14 protein-coding genes and 1 other RNA gene are annotated in these 13,846 nt (G+C 63.3%); 12 read left to right on the top strand and 3 right to left on the bottom strand.

The genetic code is table 11. From position 1 onward, the window contains the following. The 8 genes from LY622_RS09900 (at position 1) to LY622_RS09865 (ending at position 7,030) form a co-directional block, all read left to right on the top strand. The gene (locus tag LY622_RS09900) at positions 1-702 is read left to right on the top strand and encodes a CoA transferase subunit A (protein WP_234290731.1); all 702 of its coding nucleotides are present in this window, start codon (positions 1-3) and stop codon (positions 700-702) included. Continuing rightward, a complete protein-coding gene (locus LY622_RS09895) occupies positions 692-1,345 on the top strand; it encodes a 3-oxoacid CoA-transferase subunit B (RefSeq protein ID WP_234290730.1) in 654 nt (217 codons plus the stop codon). The genes LY622_RS09900 and LY622_RS09895 overlap by 11 nt, the downstream gene beginning before the upstream one ends. Beyond that, entirely contained in the window at positions 1,345-2,628 is a 1,284-nt protein-coding gene (locus LY622_RS09890; RefSeq protein ID WP_234290729.1) for an ArgE/DapE family deacylase, read from the top strand. Before LY622_RS09895 ends, LY622_RS09890 begins: the two co-directional genes overlap by 1 nt. Further along, positions 2,625-3,815 carry an acetyl-CoA C-acyltransferase gene (locus tag LY622_RS09885; RefSeq protein WP_234290728.1) on the top strand — a complete coding sequence of 397 codons (1,191 nt, stop codon included), beginning with the start codon at positions 2,625-2,627 and terminating at the stop codon, positions 3,813-3,815. Before LY622_RS09890 ends, LY622_RS09885 begins: the two co-directional genes overlap by 4 nt. Positions 3,816-3,855: 40 nt before the next feature. After that, positions 3,856-4,779: a transporter substrate-binding domain-containing protein gene (locus tag LY622_RS09880; protein WP_234290727.1), complete on the top strand. Its 924-nt coding sequence runs from the start codon at positions 3,856-3,858 to the stop codon at positions 4,777-4,779. Positions 4,780-4,855: 76 nt separating this feature from the next. Continuing rightward, positions 4,856-5,512 (top strand): amino acid ABC transporter permease, encoded by a 657-nt coding sequence (locus tag LY622_RS09875; protein ID WP_234290726.1) that lies wholly within the window; start codon positions 4,856-4,858, stop codon positions 5,510-5,512. 69 nt (positions 5,513-5,581) lie between these two features. Beyond that, on the top strand, positions 5,582-6,235 hold the full coding sequence (locus LY622_RS09870) for an amino acid ABC transporter permease (RefSeq protein ID WP_234290725.1): 654 nt from the start codon (positions 5,582-5,584) through the stop codon (positions 6,233-6,235). Positions 6,236-6,274: 39 nt separating this feature from the next. After that, a complete protein-coding gene (locus tag LY622_RS09865) occupies positions 6,275-7,030 on the top strand; it encodes an amino acid ABC transporter ATP-binding protein (RefSeq protein ID WP_234290724.1) in 756 nt (251 codons plus the stop codon). An 88-nt stretch (positions 7,031-7,118) separates the two neighbouring features. On the opposite strand, the gene mntR is transcribed toward LY622_RS09865, so the two are convergent. Further along, positions 7,119-7,592 carry a manganese-binding transcriptional regulator MntR gene (mntR, locus tag LY622_RS09860; RefSeq protein WP_234290800.1) on the bottom strand — a complete coding sequence of 158 codons (474 nt, stop codon included), beginning with the start codon at positions 7,590-7,592 and terminating at the stop codon, positions 7,119-7,121. A 202-nt stretch (positions 7,593-7,794) separates the two neighbouring features. On the opposite strand from mntR, the gene LY622_RS09855 reads away from it, so the two are divergent. Both LY622_RS09855 and LY622_RS09850 read left to right on the top strand, forming a co-directional pair. Beyond that, a complete protein-coding gene (locus LY622_RS09855) occupies positions 7,795-8,598 on the top strand; it encodes a metal ABC transporter ATP-binding protein (RefSeq protein WP_234290723.1) in 804 nt (267 codons plus the stop codon). After that, positions 8,588-9,499, top strand: a complete 912-nt coding sequence (locus LY622_RS09850) for a metal ABC transporter permease (protein ID WP_234290722.1) — start codon at positions 8,588-8,590, stop codon at positions 9,497-9,499. Before LY622_RS09855 ends, LY622_RS09850 begins: the two co-directional genes overlap by 11 nt. A gap of 72 nt (positions 9,500-9,571) precedes the next feature. Here LY622_RS09850 and LY622_RS09845 read toward each other — a convergent pair whose 3' ends face one another. Both LY622_RS09845 and ffs read right to left on the bottom strand, forming a co-directional pair. Then, positions 9,572-9,877 carry a hypothetical protein gene (locus LY622_RS09845; RefSeq protein WP_234290721.1) on the bottom strand — a complete coding sequence of 102 codons (306 nt, stop codon included), beginning with the start codon at positions 9,875-9,877 and terminating at the stop codon, positions 9,572-9,574. Positions 9,878-10,188: 311 nt separating this feature from the next. Next, positions 10,189-10,285: signal recognition particle sRNA small type (ffs, locus tag LY622_RS09840), an RNA gene on the bottom strand. A gap of 240 nt (positions 10,286-10,525) precedes the next feature. Here ffs and LY622_RS09835 point away from each other — a divergent pair. Beyond that, complete coding sequence (locus LY622_RS09835) at positions 10,526-11,749, top strand: carboxylate--amine ligase (protein WP_234281519.1); 1,224 nt, start codon at positions 10,526-10,528, stop codon at positions 11,747-11,749. Between the two features lie 45 nt (positions 11,750-11,794). Further along, positions 11,795-13,840, top strand: coding sequence for a hypothetical protein (locus tag LY622_RS09830; protein ID WP_234290720.1), 2,046 nt, complete (start codon positions 11,795-11,797; stop codon positions 13,838-13,840). The last annotated feature ends 6 nt before the right edge of the window (positions 13,841-13,846 follow it).

Here is a 13,846-nt window from a genome sequence, read left to right as displayed (position 1 = left end):
ATGACGCTTCTCTATCAGAAATTTCGCCCCATCGAGGAGGCCATCGCGGCCATCCCGAATGGTGCCTCGATCATGGTCGGCGGCTTCGGCTCACCGGGCACGCCCTTTGCCCTGATCGATGAACTCCTGGCCCAGGGCCAGCGCGACCTCACCCTGATCAAGAACGACGCCAACGAGCCGGGCGTCGGCATCGGCAAGCTGATCGAGGCCGGCCGCGTCAGCCGCCTGATTACCTCGCACATCGGCCTCAATCGAGTCGCCATTGCCGCAATGAACCGGGGCGAGCTCCACGTGGCGATGCACCCGCAGGGGCTGCTGGCGGAAAAGATCCGCAGTGCCGGCGCCGGCCACCATGGCTTTCTCACCGATATCGGCCAGGGCACCGAAATCGCCCATGGGCGCCAGGAGATCGAACTGGCGGGCCGGACCTGGGGTATCGAGCCGGCGCTCTATGCCGATTTCGCCCTGGTCCACGCCGAACGCGCCGACCGCTACGGCAACCTGATCTATCGCGCCACCGCCAGCAACTTTAACCCGCTGATGGCGATGGCCGCCGACACCGTCATCGCCCAGGCCTACCGGGTCGACGAGCCTGGCAGCCTGGCACTCGAGGCGATCCACACCCCCTGCGCCTTCGTCAGCCAGGTGGTCGAGGTCGCACCCGCCACCAGCGAACAAGGGAGGCGCGCCCATGTCGGCTGATCAGCAGCGGATTCTTGCCCGGGCCGCCCGTGAGGTGGTCGCGGGGCAGATCGTCAACCTGGGCATCGGCCTGCCCACTCAGCTGTTCCACCATCTCCCGGAGGAGATGGAGGTGCTGGTGCACTCGGAGAACGGCGTGCTGGGCTGCTGTCCACGAGCCGTGGGCGAGGCGCCAGACTGGGACATGATCGACTCCGGCGGCGCCTATATCGCCACCCGCCCCGGCGCCAGCGTCTTCGACAGCGCCATGTCCTTCGCCATGATCCGTCGCAGCCGGGTCGACCTCACCTTCATGGGCGCCTTCGAGGTCGATGAACTGGGCAATCTCGCCAACTGGAAGATTCCCGGCAAGTTCTCGCCCGGCATCGGCGGCGCCATGGAACTGGCGCAGAAGGTCAAGCGTCTGGTGATCCTCTGTTCCCACAACGACAAGCAGGGCAACCCCAAGATACTCAAGCGCTGCCGGCTGCCACTGACGGCGCCGACCTGTGTGTCGCGGATCATCACCGACAAGGCCGTAATGGACGTGACCCCGGAGGGGCTCGTCGTGGTGGATATCGCCGAAGGGCTCAGCATCACCGAGCTGCGCGAGGCCACCGAAGCCCACTTGATCGTCGACGAAGCTCGACTGGGGAGGTTCTGATGCTCAACGCCACCGAGAAGCGCATCGTCGAGCGCTGCGAGGCGCTGATGGACGACACCCTGGCGCTGACCTGCGACCTGGTGCGCGACTACAGCGTGCTGGGTGAGGAGCATGGCGCGCTTGCGACCATGGAGCGCTGGTTCGAGCGCCTCGACCTGCCGGTCACCCGGGTACCGCTGGATGCTCCCGGCTTCGCCGAACACCGCCACCGCGCCCCCGCCGACTGGGCCTGTGACGGACGCTACAACCTGGTGGCCCAGCTCAACGCCGGCGCCCCGGGGCCACATCTGGTGTTCAACGGCCACCTCGACGTGGTGCCTGCCGAGCCCACCGACATGTGGACACGACCGCCCTGGGAGCCGTGGCAGAAAGATGGCTGGCTCTACGGTCGCGGTGCGGGCGACATGAAGGCCGGCATTGCCGCCATGGTCATGGCCGTGCAGGCGGTACGCGAAGCCGGCGAGACCATCGACTTCCCCCTGACCCTGCAGACGGTAATCGAGGAGGAGTGCACCGGCAACGGCGCCCTGGCCTGCCTGCACCAGGGCTACAGCGGCGATTTCGTGCTGATTCCCGAACCCTTCGGCAGCCAGATCTATGCCGGCCAGGTGGGCGTACTCTGGTTTCGCATGCGCCTGGATGGCGTGCCGGCCCACGTGCTCGACACCCGCGCCGGCCGCAACGCCATCGAGACCCTGGTCGCGTACCTGCCCGCCTTCAAGGCGCTGGAGGCCGAGATCAACGCCCTGCCGCGCCAGGCGCCCTACGATACGCTCGATAGCCCCTTCAACCTCAGCATCGGCAAGATCGAGGGCGGCAACTGGGCCTCCAGCGTGCCGGCCCACGCCATCCTCGAGGGCCGCGTCGGCTTCCCTCCGGGCATGTCGCCCGACGAGGTGATGGAACGCGTGCGACGCTGCATCGAGGCGCGCCACGCCGAACTTGGTGATGGCAGCCCGGCACCGCGGGTGGAGTTTCACGGCTTTCGCTCCGAGGGCTTTGTGGTCGACCTCGACACGCCGGGCATCGCGCTGCTCTCGCGTTGCCACCAGGACCTGCTGGGTGAACCGCCGAAGAGCTACCTCTCAACCTGCACCACCGACCTGCGCGCCTTCCACGTCAGCGGCGAGATCAACGGCACCTGCTACGGCCCGGTGGCCCAGCGCATCCACGGCGTCGACGAGTGCGTGGAGATCGACTCGATTCGCCACGTGCTCACCACCTACGCGCTGTTCATCCACCGCTGGGCGGAAATGGCCAAAGCTGGGGAGAACGAGTCATGAAAGAGGCCTATCTGGTCGACTACGCCCGTAGCGCCTTCACCCGTGCCCACCCGCGCAAGCCGGAGGTGGACGGTTGGGGCGAGACCCGCGGCGATGCCCTGCTCGCCCGGGTGATCGACGCACTGCTCGCCCGCACCGGACTCGACCCTCAGGCGGTAGAGGATCTCAGTGTCGGCTGTGCACTGCCGGTCAAGGAGCAGTGGAGCTTCGGCGGCCGCTATCCGCTGTGGCTATCGCAGCGGCTGGGCTCCACGGGCCGCGATTGCGCCACTCGACAGATCGATCAACAGTGCGGCTCGGGGCTCGCCGCCCTGCGCAGCGCCGCCCGGGAGATCCAGGTCGGCGGCGTGGAGGTCGCCGTCGCCGGGGGCTTCGAGAACATGACCCAGGTACCCATGGGCCCCGCCCTGTTCAAGGAAGGGGTACTGACTTCACCCGAGGCGCTGAAGGATGCCGAATGGCTCGAGCTCGAGGTGGCGCTGAACATGGGCATCACCGCCGAACGCCTGGCACAGGCGGCCGGCATCGAGCGCGACGCGATGGACGAGTTCGCGTTGACCTCCCATCGCCGAGCCGCCAGGGCCGACGCCGAGGGCCGCTTCGACGGCGAGCGTCTGGCGCTGGCCAACCCCGGCGGGGAGACCATCCAGCGCGATGCCAATATCCGCCCCGACACCGGCCTGGATCGACTGGCCGCTCTCGAACCGGTCTTCCAGGAGGGCGGCCGGGTCACGGCCGGCAACAGCTCGCCGCTGACGTCCGGCGCCGCCGCGGCGATGCTGATGTCATCCGCGGCCCTGGATCGTCACGGCGCCAGCCCGCTGGCACGCATCGTCGCCATCGCCGACTGCGGCGTGCCTCCAGAACGCATGGGCGCGGGTGCCGCCGCCGCGGCGGAGCAGGCGTTGGCACGTGCCGGACTCGTCGCCTCGCAGATCGATGCCTGGGAGATCAACGAGGCGTTTGCCGCCGTGCCGCTGCATGCCATGCGCAAACTCGGACTCGACCCAGGCCGGGTCAACGTCTGGGGCGGCGCCCTCGCCCTGGGTCACCCCCTGGGCGCCACCGGTGTGCGCCTGGCCGGCACCCTGGCGCGAATCCTGGCCCACCGCGGCGGTCGCTACGGCTGCGCCACCGCCTGTATAGGCGGCGGCCAGGGTATCGCCATGGTCATCGAGCGGGTGTGAGTTGAGATATTGCTTGGTGACGTCGAATCGAGTCGTACCCATGGAGGTGACAAGACAGCAAGACCAACTCCGGTTGAATAGCGAGAACCGCAACGTGGCATGTCGCGACGCGCGTGTCGCAAAACCCAAAGCAACAAACCAACATCGAGCAGGAATCGACATGACAAATCACAAGAAAGTATTTCATCGTCCTCTTATCGGCGCCATGGCATTGCTTGGCGTCATCTCCCTCGCAAGCTTGTCGGCCCAGGCGCGAGATCTTCCCGAGATTCAGAACGACGTCTTTCAGGTGGCCAATTCCGGCGCCTACCCTCCTTTCAGCTATGTCGACACGTCCGGCAACCTGGTCGGTTTCGACGTGGATATCGCCGAAGCCCTGGCCGACAGGATGGGTGTCGACGTCAATATCCAGACCTCGCCGTGGAATGGCATCGTCGCCGCCCTGGCCGGCGGCCGCTTCGATGCCTGCATCTGCAGCATGAGCGTCACGGAAGAGCGCAAACAGGCCGTCGACTTCACCGACAGCTATTACAGTTCAGGCCTCTCCATTTGGGTTCAGGAGGGCACCGATGACGTCAACAGCATCGAGGATTTCGCCGGCAAGCGAGTCGGCTCCACCCTGGGAGAAACCGGCAACCAGTGGGCCACCGAAAACAGCAACGGAAACTGGCGCAACCAGACCTTCCAGGGCTTGCCCGACATGCTGAACGGGCTCACCACGGGACGCATCGACGTCATGATCGCCGACGACATCCCCGTTTATGTGGCACTCAATGACGGCAACATGGCCATCAAGCAGGTGGATGTCGGCGAATTGCCCAGCTGGCCGGCCGCCATTGCCATTCAAAAGAACAAGCCAGCGCTCAAGGAAGCTCTCAATACGGCGCTGGCCGAGATCAAGGCTGATGGCACCTATCAACAGATCGTCGACAAGTGGATCGGCGAAGGGGTCGAGTTCGACTAGCTGTTCCAAATGCAGCAGGGCGCAGGCCCTGCTGCATATCAGCATTTCTTAACACAACAATAGAGTAAAGGGGATCATGGATATCACCCTGATGTTCGAAATATCGCCGCTGCTAGTGAAGGCGGCCTGGGTAACCATCGATATATCGGTGCGCGCCCTCTTCTTCGGCTTCTTTATTGCCTCCGCGCTGGTGGCGCTGCGAAGCTCGCGCGTCCCTCCCGTCCGCTGGCTGGCTCGCAGTTATATCAGCGTCGTGAGAGGCACCCCCTATTTCGTCCAGCTATTGCTGGTCTTCTATGGCGGACCCGCCATCGGGCTGCGCCTGGACCCTTTCACCTGCGGCGTGGTCGTCGGCGCCTTCAACATCGGCGCGTATATGAGCGAGGCCATTCGCGGCGCCATCGAATCGGTCGACAGCGGACAGAACGAGGCATCGCGTTCGCTGGGGTTTGGACGCTTCGCGACACTACAGCACATCGTCCTGCCCCAGGCGGCCGGCTTGATGATCCGCTCAATCGGTGTGCTGGCCATCATCCTGGTCAAGAACTCTTCGCTGGTTTCCATTATCTCGGTGGTCGAGCTGACCTACCAGGCTCAACGACTGATCGGCTCCACCTACAAGCCCCTGGAAGTCTTTGCGCTGAGCGCCCTGATGTACATCGTCATCATCTATGCGGTCATGGGCATCGTCGAGTTCCTCTACCGTCGTGCCACGCGATACACCTATCTATAAGAATCAATAGAACGATGAGCCGATGAACCAATAGTACCGCCGGCAATAGTGCAACCAGGACACATCACCATGGAATTCGATTTCAGCCCCGTCATCACCTACTTCCCGACGCTTGTAAAGGGCGTAGGCGCCACACTCCTGATCGGCCTGGTGGTTGCCATCCTGTCGATCATCGGCGGCCAGATCGTCGCCGTGATAACGATTTATACGAAGAAAGCCGTCAGCTGGCCGCTGCGCTTCTTTATCTGGCTATTCATGACGACACCGCTGCTGCTCCAGCTCTACTTCCTCTATTTCGGGATCGGGCAGTGGGTCTTGATCCCGGCCATCGTGGTCGGCGTGCTGGGACTCGGCTTTCATTACATGGCCTATAACGCCGATATCTTCATCGCCACCATCAAGTCGGTGTCCAGTGGGCAGTACGAAGCCTCGCGATCACTGGGTTTCGGGCATCTCGCCACCCTCTTTTACATCATCCTTCCACAGGCCCTCTATCGCGCCATCCCCCAGCTCGGCAACAACATGATCATCATGGTCAAGGATATCTCGGTGCTCTCCGCCATCGGCATCGCCGAGCTGGTCTACATGTCGCAATATGCCATCAGCGTGACGTTTCGACCGTTCGAGTTCTATATCACGATCGCTGTTATCTATTACCTGATCAATATCCTGATGGAAACCGGCCAAGCGTGGGTAGAGCGCCGTGCCGCCATACGTCGTTAACAAGGACCTAACATGACAACAGCGACAAGAGACACTCCCATGGTCGAGCTGAAGGGCGTCAAGAAACGCTTCGGCGACCTCGAGGTACTCAAGGGGATCGACCTCAAGGTCGAGCGCGGCCGGATCATCTCGATCATCGGCCCGTCAGGCTCGGGAAAAAGCACGCTGCTGCGGTCGATCAACAACCTGGAGGTGATCGACGAGGGCAGCATCCTGCTGGATGGCGTGCAGGTCAACCGGCCGGATTTGAAGGGGCTTGCCTTCGAGCGGCATATCAACCATATCCGCCAGAACATGGGCATGGTGTTTCAGCACTTCAACCTGTTCCCCCACCTGTCGACGCTGGAGAACGTGACGCTGGCACCAAGAAAGCTGAAAGGGATGGATGCGAGAAGCGCCCGGGAGCTGGGCATGGAACTGCTGGAGCGCGTGGGGCTGGTGGACAAGGCCTCGGTCTACCCCAGCTCCCTCTCGGGCGGCCAGAAACAGCGCGTCGCCATCGCTCGCGCCCTGGCCATGCGCCCCAAGGTCATGCTGTTCGATGAAGCGACCTCAGCCCTGGACCCCGAACTGGTGGAGGAGGTGAACCTGGTCATGAAAGGGCTTGCCGAAGAACACATGACCATGCTCATCGTCACCCACGAGATGGGCTTCGCACGCGACGTCTCCGACTGGGCCATGTTCATGGACGGCGGCGTGGTGGTCGAGGAGAACACCCCCGACCACTTGTTCTCGCACCCTGACCAGGATCGCACCCGCAACTTCCTGCGCAAGCACCTGGGAAGCCAGGGATAAGAGCAAGGCCAACCCTGACGCAAACGGAGAGGCCACCGGCCTCTCCGTTTGCGATTCAAAGCTTTCCATCAATCATTGCTTGTGACGCCTAGGCACCACGGCCGTTCTGCTCGGAAAAGCGCTGCATGATCGCAAGCGTCTCCTCACTGACATGGTGCTCCATGCCTTCCGCATCGATACGCGCGGTACTGTCGCTGACGCCCAGGGCACGCAGGAAATTGAGCACGATATCGTGTTTCAGTCGTGACTCCTCTGCCATGATCTTGCCTGTCTCGGTCAGGAACAGCGACCGATAAGGCTTGCTCGACACCAGCCCCTGGCTCTTCAGGCGGCGCACCATCTTGGCCACGGTGGCCTGGCTGACCCCCATGCGCATGGCGATGTCGGTCGAGCGCGCTTCGCCCTGATGCTTCAGCAGATCCCCGATCAGCTCGACATAGTCCTCCACCAGCTCGGTTTCATGGGCGTCGCGAACGGCGGCATATTGCTGTGCGTGCTGCTCGCAGGGAGGCAGGGCATCGGGAGATCCAGCAGCGGGAGCGTCTTCAGGGGAATCTATCATGCGGCGAATATAGCCAACCTCCTCCGGCACGGCAACCGGCAATGCGCTCGACACCATGCCGTGGCACGGTTTCATGGCATAGAAAGTTAGCCTAGGCTAAAATACTTGCTGCATGCTCATCCTTGACCTAGATTTCGGTAAAGCAATTCATTCAGCACATGGCAAACTCGCCAGTGGCAGGACCCAATGAACAGGCTCGACCATGTCAGCGGTATATAATAGTCGTTGCCCGGCGATCGAAGCCCGCGGGCTCTATGCGGCTTATCAGGACCAGCCGGTGCTTAGCGATGTCTCGCTGTCGCTGCCCCAGGGCAAGTGGACCGCCATCATCGGACCCAACGGGGCGGGAAAATCCACCCTCTTCAACTTGTTGATCGGCAACCTTGCCCCGCTTCGCGGCGAACTCAGGGTCTTCAACGAATCGGCTGCCATTCACCGCCGGGCCGGCCATATCGCCTACATGGCCCAGCGCGAGAACATGGAGTGGGACTTCCCCATTTCCGTGCGGGAAACCGTGATGACCGGCCGCTACGGCCTGATGCGCAACGATCCGCTGTGGCGCCGGCTGCTACCCCAGCGCTGGTCCAACCCGGCCCACGCCGAAGCCGTCGCTGCCGCCCTGGAAGCCGTCGACATGACCTCCTACGCCAGGCGCCCCATCGGCGCGCTGTCGGGTGGCCAAAAGAAGCGCGTGCTGCTGGCACGTGCCTTGGCCCAGCAGGCCAATATCCTGCTGCTCGATGAGCCACTGGCCGGCGTGGACTCGCCCAGCGAGGCACTGATCCTCGATGTCCTGGACCGTGAGCGCAAATCGGGACGCACCATTGTCATGGTCACCCACGACCTGCCCAGCACGCGGCGCTACGCCGATCAGGTGCTGCTGATCAATCGCGTTGTCGTGGGGGCCGGCTCCCCCGCCGCCATGCTCAGCGATGCCATGCTGGCTCGCCTGGCCTCGGGCCAGACTCCCCTGCCGGATACCGAAGGCATTCACTATGCCGCTTGAGGCGTGGGGCGATGCCCTGATCGATGGCCTGATTGCACTACTGATGGCACTGGTCAACCTGCTGCCCGACACCTTGGCGGCACCCTTCGAATACCGTTTCATGCAGCGCGCCCTGCTCACCTCGATCCTGGTGGGCGCCATCTGCGGCATGCTCTCCTGCTATGTGGTGCTGAAACGATGGTCGCTGCTGGGTGACGCCATTTCCCATGCCGTGTTGCCGGGGGTAGCCATCGCCTACCTGCTGGGATGGCCCTTCTTCGTCGGCGCTTTTCTCACCGGCGCCCTGACCTCGCTCGGCATCGGCGCCATCGAGCGACACACCCGCATCAAGTCGGATGCCGCCATGGGGTTGATGTTCACCGGTGCCTTCGCGCTGGGGATCGTCATCATCAGCAAGATCGCCACCAGCACCCATCTGCTGCACATCCTGTTCGGCAATGTGCTGGGGGTGCAGCAGTCCGCCCTGATGCTCACCCTGGTGGCGGGCATCATCGCGCTGCTGTGTGTGTGGCTGGCCTATCGTCCGCTGCTGCTCTATGCCTTCGACCCGCAGCAGGCCCAGGCACTTGGCTTCAATACCGGCATGATCCACTACGGCCTGATTCTGCTGCTGACGCTCACCATCGTGGCCAGTCTCGAAACCGTGGGGATCATCCTGGTAGTGGCCATGCTGATCACGCCCGGCGCCACCGCACACCTGCTCACCGACCGCTTCCCGGTCATGATGGCAATTTCTGTCACGGTGGGGGTAGTCTCGGCGGTCGTGGGGCTATGGCTCTCGGTGGCACTGGACGTGGCATCGGGGGGCACCATCGTGCTTGTCGCCACCGGCCTGTTCTTCCTCACCCTGGTGGCGGCACCCCGCCATGGGCTGGTGGTACGCCAGCTGCGGCGTCTCTAGCACCACCCCTCCTGACCGGCCACACTCGCGGCACCCAGCGGCTTGGGCCCGATTCTGGCCCTGCATCTGCGCTCAGGCGTAGTCGGCGGCACCCGAACCGAACATGTCGAAGAGCAGCTCGCGACCCAGCGAGGTGAGCACGAACCTGCCTGACTCGTTATAGGAAGCGGCTTCGCTGCGCTCCAACACCTGCTGGCAGGTCGCCCAATCGTCGGACGCCTGGCTGAGCTGAAGGATGGCGCCATGATCGAGGCCGCGATGGGGAACGGTGACCGTCTCGAGGACGTGTCCATGGCGGTACAGGAGTGCGGCCATGTTGGAAATGCACTGGCGCAGGCTTCGCTGAATGCCGGCTGCTGCGGAAGTATCGTGGGTCATGATGTCTTTTGCTCCGCTCGCAAGAGTTTGCTGCGCTGCATTATACCAATCGAAGCGAATTACGACCATAGTCTATTGCGACGAAGGTCGCAGAGGCTGGCACAAGGCAGACAAGAATGGCTTGCCAGGGGCTTATGGCGTGATGTCGACGGGGAGCAAGGGGAAGCAAGGGCGCCGGGCAAGTGAAGTCGCTTCGTCTCGAAGCCGGCGGCAGAGCGTGAAGGCACTCACCGAAAGGCATGCACCGAAAATCAGAGGGGGTATAGAAAAAACCAGAACGAATCCAGGCGTACTACCCTGAATGGAGGCAGCCCCGAAAGCCACATCCCGGCACACGCGACCACCACTACCGTTGCTCCCTTCCGGGCCTGGCGGGGTTTGCGGTTTAGCGTTGCGGGAGGACCCACGGGGCCACCACTGCACGACGTCTGCTGCATGAGCCAGGCCAGGAAAATGGCCCGGTGAGCAGTGCCGAACTCGGCGCGGCATCAACGGCTTGCCGAGTGCGGATGCACTATACCAGCGGCCAGGCAGGCCAGCAAGCGCGGGCTCTCGCTATTGGACCCGACCATGCTAAGCGTTGACGATTCGTGTAGGGTAAATGGGAAAACGACGACGAAAAACACGACATCGCTCAGGAGGCGTACCATGAACAAGGACACCAACAAGGGCTATATCGCACTACTCGGCTGGAGCCTCAGCGCCATCGAAGCCGCCGAGAACTTCGACCGACGCTACGTGGTGGTAGCCCCCGACTGGGCGGAGGAGTATTGCACGAAGCACGACATTCCCTATGTGCCCTGGAATTTCGAGCGTCTCAACGACCGCTCCATGGAGATCGCCGAAACGCTGAATGAGATGGGCGTCGATGTGGCCATTCCCCTGTTCGAGGAAACCGTCGAGTGGGCCGGTGCCATCAACTCCTTGCTCATGGACAAGCCGCGTCTCTACGGCCAGTCGCTGCTGCTGCGTGACAAGGCGCTGATGAAGCGCCGTGCCCAGCTTGGCGGCATCCGCGTGGGTATTTTCGAGGAAGCCCACGACAAGGGCGATGTCATCCGCTTTCTCAAGCGGGTCAACCAGACCCTGCTCAAGCTCGACGGCGACCCCAACGACCCCATCCACCTCAAGGCCTTTGACAAGGCTGGCTGCCTGGGCCACCGGGTGATCCGCACCCCGGACGAAGTCGATACCATTCCGGACGAAGAATTCCCGGTACTGATGGAGTCGCACCTGGACGGCTGGGAATTCGCCGTCGAGGCCTGGATCCACAACGGCAAGATCGCCTTCCTCAACATTTCCGAATACGTGACCCTGGGCTACTCGGTGTTCGTCCCGGCCTCGCCGGAACTCGAGAGTTATCGCCCGCAGATCACCGCTCAGATCGAGAAACTGATCAAGGCCTTCGATATCGACTTCGGCCTGATTCACCCCGAGTACTTCGTCACCAGCGACGGTGAGATGTACTTCGGCGAAGTCGCCTATCGCCCGCCGGGGTTCAAGGTGTTCGAACTGCTGGAACGGGTCTACGGCTTCAACGCCTACCAGGCCAGCATGCTGGTCTTCGACCCCAAGACCACACCGGATGAGGTAAAGGCCTTCTTCCCCAGGGAAGTGGAGGATGCCAAGTGCTACGCCGGTTGCTTCGGGGTGTATCCGCGGCGCCGCGTGGTCAGCCGCCTGGAGATTCCGGAGGAGGTCGAGGACGACCCCTACTTCGAGTCCCATGAACTGACGCCGCCCATGGAGGAGACCGTCACCAAACGGACCGCCTTCGGCACCCACTGGGGGCTGATCTACTTCAAGGGCGACGAGGCTGCACGCATGAAGGAACTGCTCAAGAATATGGAAGAGCTTGATTTCTATGTCTGATCAAGGCGTCATAAGCACAATGACAGCCTGACAAAAGGAGTCGGCGTGACCACGCACCGACACACGCAAGAGATAAGCGGCTCACCGGCAGGCGACGACAAGCTTCAAGGCCTGCTGGTGAAGCTCGACGAGGCGACCACCCTGCTCGCGGAAGCGCGCGCGTTCACCAAGCCGACGAAGCTACCCCGGGTGCTGGATACTGCACGTCGGGTGCTGATGCAGGAGGGTGGCGCCGCCGAAGTCGAGGCCCGCTCCCAGGCACTGGAGGAAGCCGGTATCTTCACCGGCTCCGACTGGGAAACGCCGCAGTACCTGCTGCCCTCCCTGACCACCCATGCTCTCAAGAGCGCCGATCCCAACATGGTGGTGATCGAGTCGCTGAGCGAACTGCGCCTGGTGGCGGTGGCCAAGGGCGAATACCTGCACCCGCTGATATCCGCCGAACAGGCCCACCACTACTTGACCCAGGTGCTGGCGCTCAACCTGTGGCTGCTGTTCAGCACGCCGAGCGAGGCCGAGCGCGAGACGCAAGGCAGGCTGGCACAGATACCGCGAAACCTGTTTCGCCACCTGGCCGATCGCATCGGCTATGAACACATCATCGACAAGCTGATCGAGGAGATCTGGCGTATCCTCCAGCAGCGCCCGATCCAGGTCGATTCGGTCAAGCAGATGATCACCCAGATCGCCATCTGCCAGGCTGACCCATCGATCGACCTGGGTCTCAGCGGCCAGGGCGCCGACCGCCTGGTCAGTTCGCTGTTTGGTCCAACCCAGGCGTGTCGCGAGGATCCCGGCGTGGAGATCTATCGTGAGCGGCTCTCCAGCATGGACAGCTCGGCGCTGCAGAGCGAGGCCACCGGCTTTGCCCGCGCCATGCACGATACCGGCCTGGCATCGGCCTACCATCCGGTCCTGCTACGCCACCTGCTCGATCACGGCGACCACCTGGTGGCCGAGGCCCTCGGCCTCTCCTCGACCGGCCGGGACTGCCTGCTCTGCTACCGCGAGCTGGTGCATGCCCTGATCCGTGGCGCGGTGCATCCGGCAACCCCCCAGTCGGTCTATGGCCTGGCGCTGATGCTGGAGCGCGGCATCCTCTATCAGCCCCCCGTGGCGCCTGCCATGTGGCGCCAGCTGGGCCTCTCGCTCTCCGAATGGTCCAAGGCTCGGATCGAGCTGGCCTATGGCAACGAGGTCTCGCCGCGGGCCAGGTTGCTCGAAGGCGTGCTCTGCATGCTGGGGCTGCCGCTGGGTGTCGGCCAGGGCAACAACCCCACCTGCCAATCGGCGCGCGCCCTGTCGATGTGGGCCTACAACGACCCGGACTATCTGCTGCAGATGGTCGCCTGGGCCGCCCGTGACGACGAGATCATCATGCACTTCGAAGGCATGCCCCTCTCGTCCATGGCCAGCCTGGAAGGGGTCGCCAAGGAGCTGCCGGTGGACCTCGACCCGGTCTCCCTGCTGGTGGTACCGCACCTGGATCGCATCTATGCCGAGATGGGGCGGCGCTGCATCGGGCGCGACGGGGACCCCCATCGCTGGGTCAATCCCGAGTTCCACGGCTGGTGGTCCGGCCGCGGCTTTCGCATCAACGTCGATGTGGCAACGGGGCAGCTCCACGACCTGGACGCCTTCCTGCGCCATTTCTACGCCAGCTACCACCCCTACTACAACGGCAACCAGCCGCTGATCCACCCGCAGCCCGCCGGCATCGCCGTGACCGACAGCGCCGCGCGATTCATCGGCTGGCACGCCATCACGGTGCTACGTGTCACGCTGGACCCCAGCGATGTCATGCGGATCTATTTCTACAACCCCAACAACGACAGCGGCCAGGACTGGGGCGATGGCATCAAGGTCAGCACCGCCGGCAATGGCGAACGCTTCGGCGAGGCATCCCTGCCCTTCGAGCAGTTCGCCTCCCGTCTCTACATCTTCCACTACGACCCTCTCGAGCGGGGCGAGCTGAACAAGATCACCCTGGAAGAGCTCGACCGGGTGATCGGCTACATTCACCGCAGCTGGGGCTCGGACCGTATCCCGCCAACGGAACTCCAGGCCGACCAGGGCCCCGCGCAAGCCTAATGACCG

Source organism: Halomonas alkalisoli, assembly GCF_021412585.1.
GTDB lineage: Bacteria > Pseudomonadota > Gammaproteobacteria > Pseudomonadales > Halomonadaceae > Halomonas > Halomonas alkalisoli.
The sequence above is the reverse complement of the archived record's forward strand: the minus strand, read 5'-3'. Positions and strand labels throughout refer to the sequence as shown.

Bases quoted from the DNA above. Each gene is read 5' to 3' on its own strand.
- LY622_RS09900 (WP_234290731.1), top strand. From the start codon at position 1: ATGACGCTTCTCTATCAGAAATTTCGCCCCATCGAGGAGGCCATCGCG.
- LY622_RS09895 (WP_234290730.1), top strand. From the start codon at position 692: ATGTCGGCTGATCAGCAGCGGATTCTTGCCCGGGCCGCCCGTGAGGTG.
- LY622_RS09890 (WP_234290729.1), top strand. From the start codon at position 1,345: ATGCTCAACGCCACCGAGAAGCGCATCGTCGAGCGCTGCGAGGCGCTG.
- LY622_RS09885 (WP_234290728.1), top strand. From the start codon at position 2,625: ATGAAAGAGGCCTATCTGGTCGACTACGCCCGTAGCGCCTTCACCCGT.
- LY622_RS09880 (WP_234290727.1), top strand. From the start codon at position 3,856: ATGGAGGTGACAAGACAGCAAGACCAACTCCGGTTGAATAGCGAGAAC.
- LY622_RS09875 (WP_234290726.1), top strand. From the start codon at position 4,856: ATGGATATCACCCTGATGTTCGAAATATCGCCGCTGCTAGTGAAGGCG.
- LY622_RS09870 (WP_234290725.1), top strand. From the start codon at position 5,582: ATGGAATTCGATTTCAGCCCCGTCATCACCTACTTCCCGACGCTTGTA.
- LY622_RS09865 (WP_234290724.1), top strand. From the start codon at position 6,275: ATGGTCGAGCTGAAGGGCGTCAAGAAACGCTTCGGCGACCTCGAGGTA.
- mntR (WP_234290800.1), bottom strand. From the start codon at position 7,592: ATGATAGATTCCCCTGAAGACGCTCCCGCTGCTGGATCTCCCGATGCC.
- LY622_RS09855 (WP_234290723.1), top strand. From the start codon at position 7,795: ATGTCAGCGGTATATAATAGTCGTTGCCCGGCGATCGAAGCCCGCGGG.
- LY622_RS09850 (WP_234290722.1), top strand. From the start codon at position 8,588: ATGCCGCTTGAGGCGTGGGGCGATGCCCTGATCGATGGCCTGATTGCA.
- LY622_RS09845 (WP_234290721.1), bottom strand. From the start codon at position 9,877: ATGACCCACGATACTTCCGCAGCAGCCGGCATTCAGCGAAGCCTGCGC.
- LY622_RS09835 (WP_234281519.1), top strand. From the start codon at position 10,526: ATGAACAAGGACACCAACAAGGGCTATATCGCACTACTCGGCTGGAGC.